Origin of the sequence: Yoonia sp., assembly GCF_965660735.1 — a bacterium.
In the GTDB taxonomy this organism is placed as follows: domain Bacteria; phylum Pseudomonadota; class Alphaproteobacteria; order Rhodobacterales; family Rhodobacteraceae; genus Yoonia.
On the sequence record NZ_CBFIBD010000005.1, the window covers coordinates 42,905 to 59,482 of the forward strand.

The following is a 16,578-nucleotide window of genomic DNA, read 5'->3' on the forward strand; positions in this document are numbered from 1 at the left end:
GGTGGTGCCAACACTTTGGATTGAGGACGGACAAGAATGAAGATGGAAGAGCTGACAAAAGGGGATGGATATAAGGTTCCGGCAGCCAACCTCCCTTTCATGCGGCTTGGTCTGGAAAAGCTCGAGGCGTTCCATGATGAAATCAGCGATCTTGAACAGACGCTGGAAGAGGTCGTGAAGCTGGGTGGCGCAGAAGTCGAGAAGAAATCTGCTAAACTTATCAAACAGCTACGCGCGTTTGAGCCGAGTGTAACGATGATCGGGCAGATCAAATCTGGCAAAACGTCCCTCGTGAATGCGATGGTGGGCCGGCCAGAGCTTTTGCCCGCAGACGTGAACCCATGGACATCTGTGGTGACGTCGCTGCATCTGAATGCGCCGTTGCCTGTTGATGCCCCCACTGCAACCTTTCAATTCTTCAGCCAGAACGAATGGGACCATCTGGTCGAAAACGGCGGGCGAATCGGTGAGCTTTCCAGTCGGGCGGGTGCCGACGACGAATTGGAGAAAGTGCGCGCACAGATCGCCGAAATGCGTGAAAAGACCAAGACGCGACTGGGCCGCAAGTTCGAGTTGCTGTTGGGGCAAAAGCACAATTACGCCGACATCAACGATGATCTTGTGCAGCGCTATGTCTGCATGGGCGATGATTTCGAAGATCTGGAAGAAGCAGACCAGCAGGGGCGATTTGCGGATATTACCAAATCAGCCGATCTTTACCTGAAGGCGGACGCAGTTCCGATGCCGCTGTGTCTGCGCGACACACCCGGCGTCAACGATACCTTCATGATGCGCGAGCAGATTACCATCAACGCCCTGCGCGACAGCCGGATTTGCGTTGTCGTCCTGTCGGCGCATCAGGCCTTGTCGTCAATGGACATGGGCCTGATTCGCCTGATCGCCAACGTCAAGGCGCGCGAGGTCGTGATTTTCGTGAACCGGATTGACGAATTGTCTGATCCCGCCAATCAGGTGCCCGAAATCCGTGACAGCATCTTGCAAACACTGGCCGACAACAACGGCCCCGAAGATCCGCAGCTGATCTTTGGCAGCGCCTATTGGGCGAACATGGCGCTGGCGGAAAACCTGGACGATATCGTCGCGGAAAGCGCGGATGCGATGTTCAACTGGGCCGAGGCATCTTTGAACGCGGAAACGGCCGCCATGGAAACCAATGAACTGGTGTGGCACCTGTCCGGTGTGCCCCAGCTATACAAGGCCCTGTCAGAGCGGATCGTGGAAGGCGCCGGTGCTGAAATCCTTGCCGCATCCCGCAAGCGCGCATTGAACCTTGTGGGTGGCGTGCGCGCCTCGAATTCGGTTGTGTCGATGCGGATGGATGGCGGCACATTCGAAGTCATGCCGCAAGCCGAGCTTGAGAGGCATCTGGCCAAACTTGAGACTGACAACCTGAAATTCCTCAACGATCGTCTGGATATCGTCTTTCAGCAGTTTGCATCGCGCGTCGATCAATCGCACAAGCGGTTCCTCGACCGTGCGTTGGAATCGCTGCTGCAACATCTGGAAACCAACGGCGAAGACGAGGTCTGGCAATACAGCCCTGACGGTCTGCGCATGTTGTTGCGCACCAGCTATCAGGTGATGCGCCGCAATGTGTCATCGACCTGCGAACAGGTGTTCGCGGCAACCGCCAACGATCTGGCCGATACCTACCGCAATGCCTTTGGCGTCGCGGTCGAGAATTTCTCGATCACGCCACCAGCCGCCCCTGAAATCCCCGCGCCTGTTTCGCTGGGCCAGACCATCGCGCTTGATCTGCAGACATCGTGGTGGAAAGGCTGGTGGAAACGCCGCAAGGGGTATCGCGCATTCGCCAGCGGGTTTTATGACCTGATCGAAGCGGAAACCGCCCCGATCGTCGATGAACTCAAGGTGCGGCAAGCGGCTGATATTCGCAACATGGCCGAAAACGAGCTGCGCGAATTTCTGGCGGAACAGCACAGCTTTCTGATGGATGTCAGCGAAAAGTCACATATCGGGATCGGCGATCTGGAAAATATCTTTGGCATTACAGCGCAACAGGAACGCGAGGAACTGTTCGACTTCATCTTTGAAGAACTGAGCGACGGAAACGTCGACGCCATAGAAGGAGCCGCATGATGTCTGCGACCCGCAAACCCCGTATTGCCCTGATGGGTGAATTCAGCGCGGGCAAAAGCACGCTGTCCAATCTGTTGTTGGGCGCACGTCCCTTGCCTGAAAAAGTGACGGCCACTCGGCTATCGCCTGTCTGGATGTCCTACGGCACAGATGTCCCCTACCGCGTTGATGTCGACGGCACGACCGAACCTGTGTCGCTGGACCAGCTTGAAACGATCCCGGTCGATGAAACCCGCGTGATCCGTCTTTTCATGGAAGCCGATATTCTGGAGGTCTGCGATCTGATCGACTTTCCGGGGATATCTGATCCGAACATGTCTTCCAGCGTCTGGGAACGGGTCCTGACCGAAGTGGATGCCGTGATCTGGTGCACACATGCCACGCAAGCCTGGCGCCAGTCCGAAGCCGCCGTCTGGGAGACGATCCCTGATATGGTGCGCGAAAATTCAATCCTGTTAATCACCCGCTATGACAAGCTGACCTCGGAAAATGACCGGCGCCGCGTCTTCAAGCGGGTCTTACGCGAAACCGATGGCATGTTTGGCGGGACATTCCCGATTTCGCTGATACAGGCACTACAGGCAGGCGACGATTATGACAAATGGGACGCCAGCGGTGCAGGCGCCTTCGTCAATCATCTGATCGACATGATCCAGAAAGTCACAGACCTAAGCGCGCGCACGCCTGAACCTCTTTATAATTTTGCCAATGGCACAAGCCTCCCTGCACCGGCCGCTGCTTCCGTTACGCCCCGCCGCGTGGCCCGTCCACTGGACACAGACCGCACCGCGCGGCAGCGGCCCGCACCCGATGGCGACCCCGGAACAGCCCCCGTCATCAGAACATCCTGAAAGGGTCGGGCTGTTTCACAGGCTTCCCACATCCCTTATTTTAACGTAGTGACATGAAAGGTGTAGTTACAGGCGGGCAGATATCATGGTTGTGGATGACTTGGACGCGTTACAGGATCAATTTGCCGGTTGCGAAACGATCGCTTTCGCCGACCTGTCGACCCAGATGGTGTTGGTCACGAATTCGCAAACCCAATTTCGACGGGAAACGCTGGATATGCTTTGCGCCGAGGCCGCACTTGCCTTGGGTCATACGGACAAGCCGACGCTTGGTGATCAGGCCGGAGATGCCGCTTTTGTTGCGACGAAAAGCCAGTTACGGATTTTTCTGCGCGCCCAAGCAGAACCGAGCGATGTGCTCTGCTGTGTTTGTGCCCCTGATATTGACGTACCGGGGTTTCTGTCTGCGGCGCTGCCCTGTCTGGAAAAGATCAGCAATGGTCCGTGATGTCTTGTTGTGGTCTGATTTGCCAAAAGGGGTCGTGTTGTGAGTGATCAATCAGCCATCGCCACGAAACTCGCCGTGCTGGCCGCACAGGGTGAACCGTTCAAGAACGGGCACCGTGTCATCTCACATGACCTGCCAGCCCTTGCCGCCATCTTGCGCGAGATCGACGATACAGTTCTGGAACGCACACTGGTGTTCGGCATCGGCGCAGCGACGGTTCATGCTGTCGTCGCCGGACGGCGGCTGCGCGGGATCGTTGAAATATCGACCGACCTATCGGGCGTGGATGCTGTCGTCGGGCAGGTCTTGTCACGCGAAGACACCGAAACACTGGCAGCGCTTGGCGCATTATTGAAACGGCTTTGTGCAACCGCACCCAACGTCACGGTGCACAGCGCACCGGCGCGCATGCTTGGGTCCAGCGCCGAGGCGGGGGTCTCGACAACGGTCATGGCCAGCACTTGGGATGTTGACCCGGACGCAAAGACTCAGTCGCCGATTGCGCGCTTTTTGGCGGCCAATGCGCCCCTTATCACGGCCAGCTTGCATGTTGTTGATGGTCAAGCGCCCCAGACAATGGGCGATGCCACTGCCTTGCAAACGGTTTGGGAAACGCAGGTCACATCATTTCGCAGACGTCACAAGACCCTGCTTGGCAAACAGGACGGGCCAATTCTGATCTGTCTGGAAAATGCATTACCGGATCAGGGCCTCGCGCTGGCCGTAGCAGACGGTGAACAGTGCCTGATCAGTTGCCCCCTGGACCGCATTGTCGAACTGGTTCCATCATGGAACGCAATCATCGGCGCTTGATCAGGATCGGGCAACACCTGCAAGATTGACGCAAACCCCCTTGATGAAGGCCCCCAATGCATCCTGCTGCCGCATCCGCCCCTGTTGCCCCAACGTTTTTTGACGGGTTCAAGGAACGTGTCTTTGATACTTCCGAAGGTCGCGTTTTTTGCCGTATCGGCGGTTCGGGCCAACCCGTAGTCTTGCTACACGGGTATCCGCAGACATCGGCAATGTGGCATGCGGTAGCCGCTGATCTGGCGCGCGATTATCAGGTAATCTGCCCCGATTTGCGCGGCTACGGCAGATCATTCAAACCGGCAACAGATGCAAACCACACCCCTTATTCCAAACGGGCGATGGCAAGCGATGTTCTGGCCGTGATGGATGCGCTGGGGCACGATCGGTTCCTTGTCGGCTCGCATGATCGCGGGTCGCGCGTGGCGCATCGGCTGGCGGCCGATCACCCGGGCCGCGTGCGCGCACTTGCCACGCTGGACATCGCCCCCACGCGCGAGATGTATCGCGACGCAGGCAGCAGCTTTGCCCATGCGTATTGGCATTGGTACTGGCTGACCCTGCCGCATCCCTTTCCCGAAACCCTGATCGCACCGGACCCCGCGTTTTTCTGGCTGTCCAAATGCGGGTCGGGCCTGGCCGGACTGACTCCCTTCGTGCAACAGGCGCTGGATGAATATCTAACCTGCTTTGCCGATCCGGCAGCGATCCATGGCGCATGCGAGGACTACCGCGCCGCCGCCAGCATCGACATCGCCCATGACGACGCGGACACCAGCAAATTGAGGATGCCCCTGCTTGCGCTTTGGGGCAGGGACGGCGTGATCGCTGCGCAGTTCGACTGCCTTGCGCTTTGGCAGGAACGGGCAGTCGATGTGCGCGGCTGGGCTTTGCCCGGCGGGCACTATCTGGCCGAAGAATGCCCGGAGCTGGTGATTGCCGCATGGCGCAGCTTTTTTGCGTCGATCACGGAACAGTGATTCCGCATCGCCCAATTTACGGGCATCCGCACTGTGAGCGGCGCAGAATATTGCATCTGACAGCGTTTGCCTGAATTTCGGGCGCGCGAGTTGAGACTCGCTGCGTTGCAGCGATTACCAAATGGACGTCCGATAAGGACAAGCAATGCCGCGCAGCGGGCTTTCCTGGCAGAAACCTCCCGCCGCGCGACGACAACATCACTGTTGCGGGCCCCTGTTAGCATCTGGGTTTGGCCAAAGATATGGCACCGCGGCGACGAAATGGGGATATTTTCGATGACTAACAAGAAATTATTAACAGCGTCTGCTCTTGCTGCCCTGCTGACGACAACCGGCATGGCAACCGCGCAGGATTGCGCCGATCCGATCAAGGTCGGCGTGCTGCACTCTTTGTCCGGCTCGATGGCGATTTCCGAAACCACGCTCAAAGACGCCATGCTGATGCTGATCGAACAGCAAAACGCGGCGGGCGGCCTTCTGGGCTGCGAGATAGAGGCCGTCGTGGTCGATCCGGCATCCGACTGGCCGCTGTTCGCTGAAAAGGCGCGCGAACTGCTGACCGTGTCGGAAGTGGACGTGATCTTTGGCAACTGGACGTCGGTGTCGCGCAAATCCGTGCTGCCCGTGATCGAGGAACTGAACGGACTGCTGTTTTATCCCGTTCAGTATGAGGGCGAGGAAAGCTCCAAGAATGTGTTCTACACAGGGGCCGCGCCAAACCAGCAGGCGATTCCCGCAGTCGATTATTTTCTGGAGGAACTCGGCGTCGAAAAATTCGCGCTGCTGGGAACCGACTATGTCTATCCGCGCACAACAAACAATATTCTTGAGCAATATCTGCAGGATAACGGCATCTCCGCCGATGATATCTTTGTCAACTACACCCCCTTTGGTCAGTCCGATTGGGCAACCATCGTGGCCGATGTCGTGGCCTTGGGCGCCGATGGCAAGCAGGTCGGCGTGATTTCCACCATCAATGGTGACGCCAATATCGGGTTTTACAAGGAACTGGCCTCTGCCGGTGTCTCTGCCGATGACATTCCCGTCGTCGCATTCTCGGTGGGCGAAGAAGAACTGTCGGGCCTGGATACGTCCAACCTTGTCGGTCACCTGGCCGCATGGAACTATTTCCAGTCCGCAGACACCCCCGCCAACGCCGAATTCATCGCAGCATGGAAGGCGTTCGCCGGTGCAGACCGCGTCACGAATGACCCGATGGAGGCCCATTACATCGGCTTCAACATGTGGGTTAACGCGGTAACGGATGCCGGCACAACCGATGTCGATGCCGTGCGTGACGCCATGTATGGTCAGGAATTCCCGAACCTGACAGGCGGCACCGCCGTCATGTTGCCGAACCATCACCTGGCCAAGCCAGTCTTGATTGGTGAAATTCAGGCAGACGGCCAGTTTGATATCATCAGCCAGACCGGCGAAGTGGCAGGTGACGCATGGACAGACTTCCTGCCTGAATCGGCGGTCCTCACCTCTGATTGGCAGACCCTTGGTTGCGGGATGTATAACACCGAAACCGAAACCTGCGTTCAGCTGACCTCAAACTACTAAGCAACGGTCGGGCGCAGGATCATCCTGTGCCCGCATCCCCGCAGACCGAAAGCACCCCATGCATCGCGTGTTTCTTATCCTTGCCCTGTGGCTTGGCCTTGCCCAACAGGGACATGCCCAAGACCTGCAATTCATCCTGCAAAGCCACGCGGATGAGGTCGCGGATCCTGGCCGCCAGACTGTCGGCGCGGTGCTGGATGATCTGGCGGCTGCAAGCCTTGCAGGCACCGCAGATTTTCTGGAAAGCTGGCAGGACAAATCCGTCTGGCAGCGCGCTGACGGTCTTTTCTTCATCGCCGAGGAACAGGGCGCCACGCTGATACTGACAGATCTGGTCAGCGGTGCGCAGAGCACCACCTCAAAGGATGGGTTTACCCAGATCAAGCCCAATGGTGGTGTGCGTCGGGTGATCGGGACCGCCCTTGTCCAGTTTCAACTGACCGATCCCGATGTGGACAGGCGGCGCATAGCTGTAGAATCGATCGCGCGTCGCCCGCAAGCGGACCAGCTTGGCCCTCTGCGCGCCTCTATCTCAGGTGAAACAGATGCAACGCTGCGCGCCCGCAAGACCCAACTGGCAAATTTCCTGTCGGCCAGCTTTGCTGAAAACAGCGCTGAGCGGATTGCCGCCATCGCCAGCCTGTCCACCGACACCAGCGTCGCCGCGCGTGCGGTGCTGAACCAGATATTGGCCACCGAGCCGGGACTTGCGAAAGACTTGCCCACTGATCGAAACATTGCAGCCGTGCTGATCCCCGGCCAGGATATGTCCACCGATGAGGCCTATGCGTTGCTGGTCGCGGTGGATCTGGCCGCACCGCGCACACCTGCTGCGGTGATCCGCGCCGCACTTGATGCAAATGTGGTCGACGGGCGGGTTGGGGGCATCCCTGTCGCGCAGTTGGATAGCGATGCCAACCGGGCACGTGCCTATGCCGCACTTGCCACCGCTGGTTCAGTGCCACCGCTGGTCACCACGACGGACCGCGATGCGGCCCTGGCAGAGTTTACCTTCTTTCAAACCTACATCGAGAGCGACACCGCCATCACAGATGCCGCGCGAGCCGCGCTGGCATCTGTAGAAACCCGCGTCGCGGCAGGTCAGACGGCGGACCTCGCACTGGATGCGCTTTCGCTGGCGTCCATCTATTTCCTTGCCGCGATCGGCCTTGCCATCACATTTGGCGTCATGGGGGTCATCAATATGGCGCATGGTGAATTCATCATGATGGGGGCCTACACCGGCTATGTCGTGCAGCTTTTCGTACCCGATTACACAGTCTCGATCATTGTTGCCCTGCCGCTGGCCTTTGCCATTACATTCGGCGCAGGCGTCGCAATGGAACGGCTGGTGATCAGGCATCTGTACCACCGGCCCCTGGAAACCCTGCTTGCGACCTTCGGCATTTCAATCGCGCTGCAACAATTGGCCAAGAACATCTTTGGCACCCAGGCCCGACCACTGACATCGCCGGAATGGCTGGACGGCGCACTCGTGTTCTCGGATGTGATCCAGATCAGCTATATCCGCATTGCCATCTTCGTGCTGGCACTGATTTTCCTCGGGCTGATCCTTTACGTCCTCAAACGCACACGTCTGGGGCTAGAGGTCCGCGCCGTCACCCAGAACCCCGGCATGGCGGCATCCATGGGGATCAACCCCGACCGGATCAACATGCTGACCTTCGGGCTGGGGTCCGGCATCGCCGGAATCGCCGGGGTGGCTATCGGGCTGTATGCCAAGGTCACATCTGAAATGGGGGCTGACTACATCGTGCAATCCTTCATGACCGTGGTCGTCGGCGGCGTCGGCAATGTCTGGGGTACACTTGCCGGCGCATCGCTCATTGGTTTCCTGCAAAAAGGCATCGAATGGCTCAACCCGTCCAACACGCTTGCCGCGCAAACGTATATGATCCTCTTCATCATCCTCTTCATACAATTCCGGCCCAAGGGCATCGTCGCTCTCAAGGGGCGGGCGGCAGCGGACTGACACCATGATCCTTCTTCTGTTCAAAAATACCTTGGGGAGGTCTGGAGGGGCAAAGCCCCTCCAGCGCGGCGACGCGCGCAGCGCGGCGCAAAACCCCCACCACAAAGGGGACCGCCCATGAACCGCAGCTTCATCGCGCAAAACCCCTCTGTCCTGTGGTTTCTTCTGGCGCTCGGTCTTTTCACAATCGGCGTGACCATCCTGTCAGACGCCGGGGTCGGGATCATCTCCACCTCTTTCGTGAAAACTCTGGGCAAGACACTTTGCCTGTGCCTTGTCGCTATCGCGATGGATCTCGTCTGGGGCTATTGCGGCATCCTCTCACTTGGGCATTTTGCCTTTTTCGGGATCGGCGGCTATGCCATCGGCATGTGGCTGATGTATGCCCGCACCGAAGGAATCGTGCTCGAAAGCCTTGCCAACCAGACGATCCCGCCCACCCCACAGGAAGTCAGCGATGCCATCGGCAACCAGATATTCGGGGTCGTGGGCAGTTCAGAATTCCCCGTGTTCTGGGCCTTTGCCGACAGTCTCAGCCTGCAATTACTGATGGTTGTGCTGATCCCGGGGTTGCTGGCGCTGGTCTTCGGCTGGCTGGCTTTCCGCAGCCGGGTCACCGGCGTTTACCTGTCAATCCTGACACAAGCGGGCACGCTGGCGCTGTCGCTCTATCTGTTCCAGAATGACAGCGGCCTACGTGGGAACAATGGCCTGTCCGGTTTGCAAAACATCCCCGGTTTCGAAACGACGCCGCAGTCGACCATCTCGCTTGCGTTCTTCTATGCTTCTGCACTTGCGCTCGCGCTGGGTTACTTGCTTTTCGCGTGGGTCGTGTCCGGCAAGATGGGCAGTGTCATCAAGGCGATCCGCGATGACGAGGCGCGCGTGCGCTTTCTTGGCTACCATGTGGAAAGCTATAAACTGTTCGTCTTTACGCTGACAGCCATCGTCGCGGGCATCGCGGGCGCGCTGTATTATCCACAGGCCGGTATCATCAACCCCGCCGAAATTGCACCAATCGCGTCTATCTACCTTGCCGTCTGGGTCGCCATCGGCGGGCGGGGGCGACTTTACGGGGCGGTCATCGGGGCGGGCTTCGTGTCGCTTCTGTCCAGCTGGTTTACCGGTGGCGGCGCGCCGGCCATCGACCTGGGTTTTTACACGATCCAATGGACCGACTGGTGGTTGGTTCTGCTGGGCCTCTCATTTGTCGCGGTGACCCTTTTCTTTCCCAAGGGCATCGGCGGCCTGTTCGATTATCTGGTCAGGAAACCGTCATGAGTACATTGCTGGAAGTGGACGGCGTCTCGGTCAGTTTCGACGGGTTCCGCGCTATCAACAACCTGTCGATCCAGATCGGCGAACCCGAATTGCGTGCCGTCATCGGCCCGAATGGCGCCGGCAAGACAACTTTCATGGACATCATAACGGGCAAGACCAAACCGGACGAAGGCCGCGTGATCTGGGGCGAGCGGAGCATTTCGCTGTTGGGCATGTCCGAAAGCGAAATCGCGATGGCGGGGATCGGGCGCAAGTTTCAGAAACCTACCATTTTCGAAAATCAGACCGTGCGTGAAAACCTCGCCATGGCGTTGAATAACCCGCGCGGGCCGTTTTCTGTCCTGTTTTACAAAAAGACCACGGCGGGTGCCGCCCGGATTGCAGAAATCGCAGAAGAGATCGGCCTGACCAAAAGCTTGCCCCGGCGCGCGGGCGACCTGAGCCATGGGCAAAAGCAATGGCTGGAAATCGGGATGTTGCTGGCACAGGATCCCCGTCTTCTTTTGGTGGATGAACCGGCCGCCGGGATGACCACGGCCGAACGCGAACACACCACCGACCTTTTGAAACGCGCGGCGAAAACCCGCGCTGTCGTCGTCGTGGAGCATGACATGGAATTTGTCCGGCGTCTGAACTGTAAGGTGACTGTTCTGCACGAAGGATCGGTTCTGGCAGAAGGCAGTCTGGACCATGTGACCGCCAACCAGACCGTGATTGATGTTTATCTGGGGCGCGGATGATGCTGACCGTTGAAAACCTGACCCTGCATTATGGACAAAGCCAGATCCTGCATGGCATCGACCTCGCCGCGAAGGTTGGCGAAGTTACCGCCGTCATGGGCACCAATGGTGTGGGCAAGACCAGCCTGCTCAAGGCGATATCGGGGCGGCACCCCTATTCAGGGGGGGCGCTGACCGTCGATGGACAATCACTAAACCATCCCTCGGCCTTTTGCGCGGCGCGCGCAGGCATCGCCTATGTCCCGCAGGGCCGCGAGATTTTCCCCCTCATGACCGTGCAGGAAAACCTTGAAACCGCATTCGCCTGCCTGCCCAAAGAGCATCGCGCAATCCCAGAAGAGATTTTTCGCCTGTTCCCTGTCCTGCTGGATATGAAGGCCCGGCGCGGTGGCGACTTGTCAGGCGGTCAGCAACAGCAACTCGCCATCGCCCGCGCCCTGATGACCCGTCCCAAGATCCTGCTTCTGGATGAACCGACCGAAGGCATCCAGCCCAATATCATCCAGCAGATTGGCCGCACGATCAGTCTGCTGCGCGAAAAAGGTGACATGGCCATCGTTCTGGTTGAACAGAATTTTGATTTCGCCTTTGGACTGGCCGACCGTTTCGTGGTGATCACACGCGGCGAAGTCAAGCATCGTGCAGCCAAGGCCGATGTGACAGCACAAGCCCTGCTCGCGGAACTCGCGCTTTAGGCAGGTCTGTTCGCCCCGTCCACACAGCATCTTTACGCCTGCGCAACCCCGTGTAACATCCCGGCCAACCGCCACGATATAAAAGCGAGGATCGCATGACGACATTCGATGAGGATCTGTTCAAAAAAGGGCTTGAACAGCGCAAGGCAACCTTGGGCGCTGAGTATGTCGAAAAGAACCTTGCCGCCGCCGATGATTTCAATCGCCCCTTTCAGGAAGCGATGACCGCTTGGTGCTGGGGATTTGGCTGGGGCGATGACGTGATCGACGCCAAGACCCGTTCCATGATGAACCTGTCGATGATCGGCGCGTTGGGCAAGATGCACGAATGGGAACTGCACTGCCGTGGTGCGCTTCGCAACGGTGTCACGGTGGATGAAATCCGGGCCATCATTCACGTCATCGGGATTTACTGTGGTGTGCCACAGGCGATCGAGTGTTTCCGGTCTGCCCGCAAGGTGCTGGAAGAAGAAGGATTGCTGTAATCTTGTCATCGCGCATGTATTATGGACCGCAATCGCATCGCGGGCCCTTTTGATCGTGGTCAATGCGTAGCTGCCCGGACATGTGACCCTGCCCTGACAAACACCGCAGGATCCGGGGACCAGTCAGGCCATGACGTTGGAAATCGCAATCGTTCTTGGACTTCTGATCGTGGCCATGGCCCTGTTTGCAACCGAATGGTTGTCAGTCGATGTCATCGCGCTTGGCATCGTTGCGACGCTGATCGCAACCGGCATCCTGACGCCCACGCAAGCGTTCGGTGGGTTCGGGGATGAAATCATCATTGTCCTGGCGGCAATCATGGTGCTTGCCGGGGCAATCGTGAAGGCTGGCGTGATGGATTGGCTGGGACAGGCTGCGCATCACATCGGCAAACGCAAAAAGCGCCGGTCGATCCTTGCGCTCTTGTGTGTCTCGGCAGGCAGTTCCGCCCTGCTCAGCAATACCAACACAACTGCGATCCTGATGCCGGCAGCCGTCGAAACGGCACGGAGGGCCCAGATCAGCGCAAGTGGCGTGCTGATGCCGGTGGCCTTTGCATCCATGCTCGGCGGGTCAAGCACGCTGATCGGCACTTCGGCAAACCTTGCGGGCAGCAGCATGGTGTCACGCCTTGGCCTGGCGCCTTTTTCGGTGTTCGAATTCATCTGGGTCGGTGCCATCATTACGGTCGTTGGCCTGCTCTGGCTTGTCGGGCCGGGCCTGCGCCTGTTGCCCGACCGACGCCCGGTGGAACCTGAAAAATCGACCGAGCCGCGCCGCTTTTTCACTGCACTTTGCCTGCCAGACAAGTCCACGGCCATCGATAGCGTCATCAGCGACGTTGACTTTGAAGGGCTGGACACTGATTTGCTGGCCGTCGTGCGGAACGGTGAGCGACTGAGCGCGCACCATTCCCGCAAGCTGCGCAAGGGCGACCAACTGATTGTCAGCGCAACGCAAGATGGGCTCTTGAAGCTCAAGAAATCGTCAGATTTCATGTTGGAACCGGATGTTCATTTTTCCGACCGATACCAGAACGAGGCGACACAGATCATGGTCGAGGCGGTGGTGACGCCGCAGTCACGACTGGTGGGTCAATCCCTGCGGCAGATCGGGTTCTTTGACCGGTATCGCAGTATCGTTCTGGCGGTTTACCGGCGCTATCGGACCCGCCCTGCCCGGATCGAAAACCTTTCGTTGCGCGCGGGCGATGTGTTGCTCTTGCAGGTGCCGGAACACGATGTCGCGGCCTTGCGCGGCAATTCCGATCTTCGCGTCCTAAGCCGGGTTGAAAGGGCCGTTGTGACACCCCGGCAAGGGTTTATGACACTGGGCATCATGGGACTGGCAGTTCTGACGAGCGCGATCGGCCTGATTCCCTTGTCGCTTGCCTTTTTGCTGGCTGTGCTTTGCATCGTTCTGATGGGAAATATCAGCATGGCCGAGGCTTACAGATTCATCGAATGGCGCCTTCTTGTGTTGATCGCTGGAATGTCCAGTTTTGGTTTGGCGATGCAACAAAGTGGCGCGGCAGATTTTCTGGCAGGACACATCGTGACGATCAGTGTCCCGTTTGGCCCGGTTGCGGCCATGGCCGGTTTCAGCATCATAACTGTCATCCTGACGCAGCCGATGTCGAATGCAGCCGCCGCCCTGACGGTGATCCCCGTCGCCGTGGCATCGGCCAACGGGCTGGGCCTTGACCCGCGCATGCTGGCAATTCTTGTGACGCTTTCAGCATCCATGTCATTCATCTCTCCGCTCGAACCCGCCTGCCTGCTGGTCTATGACGCTGGGCGGTATCGGTTCTTCGATTACGTGCGCGCCGGAACGCCGCTGACGATGATTTCGATTGGGCTGCTGTTGGTGCTGGTACCAATGATCTGGGGCTGATCCTAATCCTTGGTCTTGGTGACTGTGCGCCGCCCTGCGGTGACAACCCAAAGCTGCCCCAGCACCAGCGGCACAAAACTTGCCCCGGCCGCAAGCATGAGCCCCACATGACCGGGCGATTCCAGCCTCAAGAGCCCGGCAAGCGCTGGTAGCCAAAGGGCGGCCGCGACAAGACCAAGACAGATCGCAATCGCGCCCCAGACATACGGGTTTTGCGTGACGTCATTGCGCAGGACACCAGCGGCCGGATCGCGCAGATTGAACACATTCCAAAGCTGGCCCAGCGCAAGCGTCAAAAACGCGACGGTCACGGACGGCCCCACTTCAAGGCCCAGCCAGAATAGTGATAGACCAAACGCCGCCAGTGTCGCCACCGTGATCGCACTTCCCAGCACCGCAATCATGATCCAATGAGGCCGGTCCACGATAGATTCCCGTGGGTCGCGCGGCGGGGACTTCATCACATTCTGATCCCCCCGTCCCAGCCCGAGCGCAAATGCCGGAAACACATCGGTGACCAGGTTCAGATAAAGTATCTGAAGCGGCAGCAGCGGCGTAGGCAATCCGCCACCAACGGCAAGCCCGACGACCAGCACCTCGCTGACGTTGCAGGACATCAGGTAAACGACAAATTTGCGGATGTTTTCAAATATGACACGTCCCTGTCGCATGGCGGCGATGATCGTCGAAAAGGCATCGTCGCGCAGCACCATATGCGCGGCTTGCTTGGCCACTTCTGTGCCGCGTTGGCCCATTGCGATCCCGATGTCCGCCTTTTTCAGGGCGGGTGCATCGTTGACGCCGTCGCCCGTCATGGCGACGACATGGCCTGCCTGCTGATAGATCGCCACCAGCGTCAGCTTGGTTTCCGGTGCAACGCGGGCAAAAACATCTGCCTTGAGGATTCGGGCGCGCAGGTCATCATCAATGTCATCGACCGAAAGCTGCGCCAGTTCGCGTCCCTCAATCACCGTCAGGTCGCCATCGCCCAACCCTGCATCTTCTGCGATTGTGCGGGCAGTGTCGGCGTGATCACCGGTCAGCATGACCACCCGCACACCTGCCGTCTGACTGGCCGCGATAGCATCCGGCACATCCTTGCGGATCGGATCCAGAAGGCAGACCATCCCCAAAAGAACAAGGTCCTGATAAGGCTCGGCGCTTTCATCCCCAACCCGTTTTGTTGCCAGCGCCAACAGCCGCAAACCATCCTGCGCGGCGGTGGTGTTCCGTTCCATCCAGCGTTCCTTGGCGGCACTATCCAGTTCCGAAATATCACCGTTCCTGTCCATGACCCCGGTGCAAACCTCGATCACGGACTCGGGTGCACCTTTGACGGCAAACCGATAGCCGTCATCGTCACGATGAACAGTGGCCATCATCTTGCGATCAGGGTCGAATGCGTGTTCGCGGGTTTCAGGCAGATCCGTATCCAGCCGGTCGCGCCCAAAGCCCGCGCTTTCGGCCGCGCGCAAAAGCGCGACTTCCATCGGGTCGCCAACCTGACCTTGCCGGCTACCGTCACCCATTTCTGCGGTGTTGCACAGTGCCCCCACGCGAAGCGCCCATGCAAGCGGGTCATTATCATCAGGGGAAATTGACCCTTCATCGGCCTGAAAAGGCTGATCGGTATCGTTGCCATCCACTGCGACATCGGTCTCATCCAGCAAGTAACGCACAACTGTCATCCGGTTTTCGGTCAAAGTGCCGGTCTTGTCGGTCAGAATGATCGTTGTCGCCCCCAGCGTTTCCACAGACGACAGTTGCGTGATCAATGCATTACGCGCGCTCATCCGCCACATACCCCGCGCAAGGCTGAGCGTTGCAACAACCGGCAAACCCTCGGGAACAGCGGCCACGGCCAGCGCCACGCCCGTCTGGATCATTTCCGAAATCTCGTGCCCGCGCAGAACACCTGCGCCGATCGTCAGCGCGGCCAGAACAAGCGTCAGCAAAGCCAGCCGCTGTCCCAGCCGGTCCAACCGCTGTTCAAGCGGCGATGCTTCGCCTTCGGCGCTTTGCGCCAAGTGGCTGATCCGGCCGATTTCGGTGTCCATGCCGGTTGTGACGACAATACCGTCGGCGGACCCTTTGGTGATGGCTGTTCCCTTGAACGCCATACTTGTCCGATCCCCGACGCCTGCATCCTCGGCAACGGGGTCAACCGACTTGCTGACCGTAGTCGATTCACCGGTCAGGACGGATTCGTCAGCTTCCAGATTGGATGTCTTAATCAGCCTGATATCGGCGGTTACGATATCGCCGGATTCCAGCACGACGATATCCCCCGGCACAATTTCGTGGGCATCGATCATTTTTTCCGTGCCATTGCGGCGAACCCGCGTGCGCACATCTGCGATGCGCATCAGGGCCTCCATTGATCGGGCCGCCCGCAATTCGGTGAAAAAGCCGATGGCACCGTTGATCAACAATACGCAAATGATGGCGATCCCTTCGGCGCGATCCCCAAGGGCAAATGAGAACGCGGCCGCCACCGCAAGAAGCCAGACAATCACGCTTGCAAATTGGTGCCCAAGGATCGCAAAGATGCTTTTGCGTTCTTTCTCGCGCAATTTATTCGGCCCATGGCGTTCAAGCCGCTTTGCGACGGCGTCGTCGTCAAGACCGGATTGAGGGTCAGTTTTCAGCTGACGCGACACGTCTTCGGTGGGCATTGCGAAAGGGGCCTGCATTTCATCCATCGGCAACGATAA

General features: G+C 58.6%; 13 protein-coding genes. 12 read left to right on the forward strand and 1 reads right to left on the reverse strand.

The features are described from left to right. Positions 1–36: 36 nt before the first annotated feature. The 12 genes from ACTG4B_RS03935 to ACTG4B_RS03990 all read left to right on the forward strand — a co-directional run bounded on the left by ACTG4B_RS03935 (position 37) and on the right by ACTG4B_RS03990 (position 13,864). Positions 37–2,121, forward strand: coding sequence for a dynamin family protein (locus ACTG4B_RS03935; protein ID WP_439154383.1), 2,085 nt, complete (start codon positions 37–39; stop codon positions 2,119–2,121). Then, positions 2,121–2,972: a dynamin family protein gene (locus tag ACTG4B_RS03940; RefSeq protein ID WP_439154384.1), complete on the forward strand. Its 852-nt coding sequence runs from the start codon at positions 2,121–2,123 to the stop codon at positions 2,970–2,972. Before ACTG4B_RS03935 ends, ACTG4B_RS03940 begins: the two co-directional genes overlap by 1 nt. Before the next feature lie 85 nt (positions 2,973–3,057). Further along, positions 3,058–3,420 carry a hypothetical protein gene (locus ACTG4B_RS03945; RefSeq protein WP_439154385.1) on the forward strand — a complete coding sequence of 121 codons (363 nt, stop codon included), beginning with the start codon at positions 3,058–3,060 and terminating at the stop codon, positions 3,418–3,420. A 39-nt stretch (positions 3,421–3,459) separates the two neighbouring features. Next, positions 3,460–4,233 (forward strand): hypothetical protein, encoded by a 774-nt coding sequence (locus tag ACTG4B_RS03950; RefSeq protein ID WP_439154386.1) that lies wholly within the window; start codon positions 3,460–3,462, stop codon positions 4,231–4,233. Between the two features lie 56 nt (positions 4,234–4,289). Continuing rightward, on the forward strand, positions 4,290–5,210 hold the full coding sequence (locus tag ACTG4B_RS03955) for an alpha/beta fold hydrolase (RefSeq protein WP_439154387.1): 921 nt from the start codon (positions 4,290–4,292) through the stop codon (positions 5,208–5,210). A gap of 276 nt (positions 5,211–5,486) precedes the next feature. Continuing rightward, the gene (gene urtA / locus ACTG4B_RS03960; RefSeq protein ID WP_439154388.1) at positions 5,487–6,776 is read left to right on the forward strand and encodes an urea ABC transporter substrate-binding protein; all 1,290 of its coding nucleotides are present in this window, start codon (positions 5,487–5,489) and stop codon (positions 6,774–6,776) included. Between the two features lie 58 nt (positions 6,777–6,834). Next, a complete protein-coding gene (gene urtB, locus ACTG4B_RS03965; RefSeq protein WP_439154389.1) occupies positions 6,835–8,769 on the forward strand; it encodes an urea ABC transporter permease subunit UrtB in 1,935 nt (644 codons plus the stop codon). Between the two features lie 117 nt (positions 8,770–8,886). Continuing rightward, entirely contained in the window at positions 8,887–10,050 is a 1,164-nt protein-coding gene (gene urtC, locus ACTG4B_RS03970; protein ID WP_439154390.1) for an urea ABC transporter permease subunit UrtC, read from the forward strand. Next, complete coding sequence (gene urtD, locus ACTG4B_RS03975; protein WP_439154391.1) at positions 10,047–10,790, forward strand: urea ABC transporter ATP-binding protein UrtD; 744 nt, start codon at positions 10,047–10,049, stop codon at positions 10,788–10,790. Before urtC ends, urtD begins: the two co-directional genes overlap by 4 nt. Further along, positions 10,790–11,485 carry an urea ABC transporter ATP-binding subunit UrtE gene (gene urtE / locus ACTG4B_RS03980; protein WP_439154452.1) on the forward strand — a complete coding sequence of 232 codons (696 nt, stop codon included), beginning with the start codon at positions 10,790–10,792 and terminating at the stop codon, positions 11,483–11,485. The genes urtD and urtE overlap by 1 nt, the downstream gene beginning before the upstream one ends. A 95-nt stretch (positions 11,486–11,580) precedes the next feature. Beyond that, complete coding sequence (locus tag ACTG4B_RS03985; RefSeq protein WP_439154392.1) at positions 11,581–11,970, forward strand: carboxymuconolactone decarboxylase family protein; 390 nt, start codon at positions 11,581–11,583, stop codon at positions 11,968–11,970. A gap of 130 nt (positions 11,971–12,100) precedes the next feature. Then, positions 12,101–13,864, forward strand: coding sequence for an SLC13 family permease (locus tag ACTG4B_RS03990; RefSeq protein ID WP_439154393.1), 1,764 nt, complete (start codon positions 12,101–12,103; stop codon positions 13,862–13,864). A gap of 2 nt (positions 13,865–13,866) precedes the next feature. Here the strand turns inward: ACTG4B_RS03990 and ACTG4B_RS03995 are convergent, their stop codons facing one another. Then, positions 13,867–16,566 carry a cation-translocating P-type ATPase gene (locus ACTG4B_RS03995; protein WP_439154453.1) on the reverse strand — a complete coding sequence of 900 codons (2,700 nt, stop codon included), beginning with the start codon at positions 16,564–16,566 and terminating at the stop codon, positions 13,867–13,869. Positions 16,567–16,578: the final 12 nt, after the last annotated feature.